Source organism: Shewanella sp. SG41-4, from assembly GCF_014164505.1.
GTDB lineage: Bacteria > Pseudomonadota > Gammaproteobacteria > Enterobacterales > Shewanellaceae > Shewanella.
Window position 1 is genome coordinate 1 of the sequence record NZ_JACJFI010000338.1, and the last position, 3,608, is coordinate 3,608.

General features: G+C 42.7%; 3 protein-coding genes. 2 read left to right on the forward strand and 1 reads right to left on the reverse strand.

The features are described from left to right. Positions 1-761 (reverse strand): globin domain-containing protein (locus H5202_RS19235; protein ID WP_259397391.1); only part of this gene is annotated, 761 nt, incomplete at its 3' end. A gap of 186 nt (positions 762-947) precedes the next feature. Here H5202_RS19235 and norR point away from each other — a divergent pair. Next, positions 948-2,528, forward strand: coding sequence for a nitric oxide reductase transcriptional regulator NorR (gene norR / locus H5202_RS19240; RefSeq protein ID WP_182773481.1), 1,581 nt, complete (start codon positions 948-950; stop codon positions 2,526-2,528). Positions 2,529-2,665: 137 nt separating this feature from the next. Next, positions 2,666-3,424 carry a DUF1499 domain-containing protein gene (locus H5202_RS19245; RefSeq protein WP_259397392.1) on the forward strand — a complete coding sequence of 253 codons (759 nt, stop codon included), beginning with the start codon at positions 2,666-2,668 and terminating at the stop codon, positions 3,422-3,424. The last annotated feature ends 184 nt before the right edge of the window (positions 3,425-3,608 follow it).

Genomic DNA, 3,608 nt, shown 5'->3' on the forward strand with positions numbered 1-3,608 from the left:
GTGAAATCGCCACTTGGGGCACGTAGTTTCACTTTATCACCTAGCTGAATGTTGTTATGTAAGTGATCTGATACCACACCATTAGGTTCACGCTTGACGCTAATTCTTACGTAATCTTTGCCTGTCGCGTCAGATAAGCTGTAATTACGGCGCATTGATACACCGTTGATATCATCAAATACCAAGGTCAAAAATTGCCCAGCTTCAAAGTTTGGCAACCCTTTATCATCAAATGGCTGAAAGTAGAATGAGGTAATTACTGAGCTTTCATCCACACGTTTGACTAAAATAAACTCACGTTCGCCACGCCAGCCGCCAGATTTCTGTTCATTCTCTGTATAAATCGACTCTTCAGCCGCAATCAATATGTTGGCTAATTGGCCGTAAGCTTTGGTCCAAGCATCAATCACTTCGTCTGTTGCAGCATCACCGAGTACGGCTTTAATGGCTTGTATTAAACAACTGCCAACAGCGTCATATTGTTCAGGTAAAATGCCTAATGCAACATGCTTTTGAACGATTTTACTGACGGCTTCGCTTAGGTTACCGAGCGCATCAATATTGGCACCATAAGCAATCACAGCGTTAGCCAGTGCTTTAGGTTGAGTACCTTTACCTTGGTTAGTTTGATTGAAATAAGGCAATACTTCAGGATGCTGTGCAAACAGTAATGGATAGAAATGGCTGGTAATGTCATTGGCGTACAGTTGTAACGCGGGAACAGTGGCCTTAATTATTTGAACAGTTGCAGTGTCTAACATTCGTGATTCCTCTTAGGGAGTAAAATAGCGATAAGCTTCAATCAATTACCTTGTATATGCAGACATTACACATAACGTGCCAACATTTATCCCGCTGATTTCAAACATATAAATTATATAAAGGTTAAATTGACCTAGATCAATAAATGTGTCAAATTAACCTAAATTAGGTTTATTTGACTTGTTATGAATATTGTTCCCTTTATCGACATTGTAGAAGACTTAAATCGTGACCTGATAAAATCGGAGCGTTACTTACGGCTGATTTTAGCTATTCAGCGCGCTATCCCATGCGACGTAGTGGCCTTGTTGAAACTTAAACATGATCATTTAGTGCCAGTAGCCGTTGTAGGGCTAAAGCAGCAAGCCCTCGCCAGACAGTTTTCGATTAACCACCATCCACGCTTACAGCAAATTTTAGCTAACCCACATATTACCCGCTTTGATGCCGACTCAACGCTGCCCGATCCCTACGACGGTTTAGTCGATGATGGCAGTGAACAATTGCACGTGCATGACTGTATGGGCAGTACTATTTATATCGATGGTAAAGCGTGGGGCGTTTTAACTTTAGACGCCATGAAAGCCGGTAGCTTTGATTCGCTTAACCCAACCGAAACCCGTGCTTATATTGCCGCTGTGGCCGCTGCGATTAGTACCAGTGAACATATTGAAGCGTTAGAAGTTCAAGTGGAACGTAATCATCAAGTGGCGCAGTGCATGTTAGCGACTGCTGGCCCGTCGAGTATTATTGGTAACAGTGTCGCAATTACGGATTTATTGTCAGAGATAAATACCGTTGCTGTCAGTGATCTATCAGTATTAATCACTGGCGAAACTGGTGTGGGTAAAGAGCTGGTTGCCAAAAGTATTCATCAGCAATCACGTCGCAGTGAGCAACCGCTAGTGCAAATTAACTGTGCTGCATTGCCAGAAAGCATTGTTGAAAGTGAACTCTTTGGCCATGTAAAAGGCGCATATTCTGGTGCGGTTAGTGATCGCCGTGGCCGCTTTGAATTAGCCGATGGTGGGACGTTATTTTTAGACGAAGTGGGTGAGCTTCCGCTTGCCGTGCAAGCTAAGTTGTTACGTGCGTTGCAAAATGGTGAAATTCAACGTGTCGGCAGCGATAACATCATCGTAGTGGATGTCAGAATTGTTGCCGCAACTAACCGTAATTTACAGTTAGAAGTCAAAGAAGGTCGCTTTAGGGCTGACTTATATCATCGCTTGAGTGTGTATCCTTTACCTGTGCCACCATTACGGGAGCGTGGTAAAGACGTTATTTTACTGGCAGGCTATTTTTTAGAAAAAAGCCAACATCAGCTTGGCGTCGCGAAACTAAGATTGCAACAAACAGCGATTGATCAGTTAACCCAATACCATTGGCCAGGCAATGTGCGCGAGTTAGAACACTTACTCAGCCGTGCTGCGTTAAGGGCTATTAGCGAGCAAGGGCGTCATGCCAGCATTATTAGCATTAGCCGTGTTCATCTCGGTTCAGAGTTTGTTGTGAACCATTCTGTCGCACCAGCAATAGCCGAGGTTGATATTATCAACGACAGTAATGCCGCAACCGCATTATCGCAGGTGTTAACCCTTGGACTACGCGATTCTACCGATGAGTACCAACGACAAATAATACAGACGGTATTAGTGACAGAACGAGGTAATTTAGCCGCTGTCGCCAGAAGTTTACAGCTGGATAGAAGCAATTTAATTCGCACAATGCGTCGTTTAGGACTTGATCCAAATGCGGCATATTAATCGTAAGGTATAAACCTAAAATAGGTTGTGTGAATAGCCTGTGAGCGAAAATATATTATCGATGAACAGAAATTTATTCCCACAAAAACAGGTCAATATAAGTTGGGTTAATTAGGGTCTTCTAAAGGATGGATGTTATGCAAAAACGTAATATAGGCAATATCGCATTGATCGTTGCCATCGTCTCTGTCGCGATTGCGGCTTTGATGGTGTTTGGCTCGTCATTGGGATTATGGGACCCGATTGTCGGCTTTATGGCCAGCCGTAATTACAATAACCTGTTGGGTTATGTGGTGGTCATTGTTTCTGTGCTGGCATTAGTTATCAGCTTTAGTGTTAAAAGTAGTGCTAAGCAAGACCGTAACGCTAAGGGCAAAGGCATATTAACCTCTACAATAGCGCTATTACTGGGCTTAGCTATATTGTCGCCAAGCATAATGGCGTTAGTTATCAAACCCGTGAAATACCCACCTATTCACGATATTACTACCAATACTCAATCACCACCGCAGTTTGAGTTTTTAACTGACAGCCGGGTTGGTGCTAAAAATAGTTTGGTTTATGGCGGAGAAGAGGTTGCTGCACAACAACGACAAGCTTTCCCTAATATTCAGCCTATAGCGACAGACTTATCGGTAGAAGCTGCTTATCAAAAAGCATTAACTGTCGCTAAAAACATGGGCTGGACCATTGTTGCTCAAGACCCAAAAGCACTGCGCTTTGAAAGTACAGCAACAACGCCTTTTTTCAATTTTGCAGATGATGTCGTTATCGTTGTTTCTTCGCTAGAGCAGGGCAGTCGTATTGATTTACGCAGCGTGTCGCGAATTGGTATTGGCGATGCTGGTGTGAACGCAAAACGTATTCAAGAATTTAGTCAGCGATTCTCTGAATAGTCTGAGTATTGAATAAATTAAGCTGCAGGTTTTAACCAATAAAAAGGAGCATAAAATGCTAATGCCGATCAGTTAAGCGGTAAAACGAGAAAATTTAACTGATCGGTTGACCGATCTTTCTAGTCTGCGAAAATCCGATAATCTTTATTATCGGATTTTTTTTTATGGAACTTTCAGAAGCCCT

Excerpts from the sequence above, each read along its gene's own strand:
- norR (WP_182773481.1), top strand. The coding sequence starts at position 948 with ATGAATATTGTTCCCTTTATCGACATTGTAGAAGACTTAAATCGTGAC.
- H5202_RS19245 (WP_259397392.1), top strand. The coding sequence starts at position 2,666 with ATGCAAAAACGTAATATAGGCAATATCGCATTGATCGTTGCCATCGTC.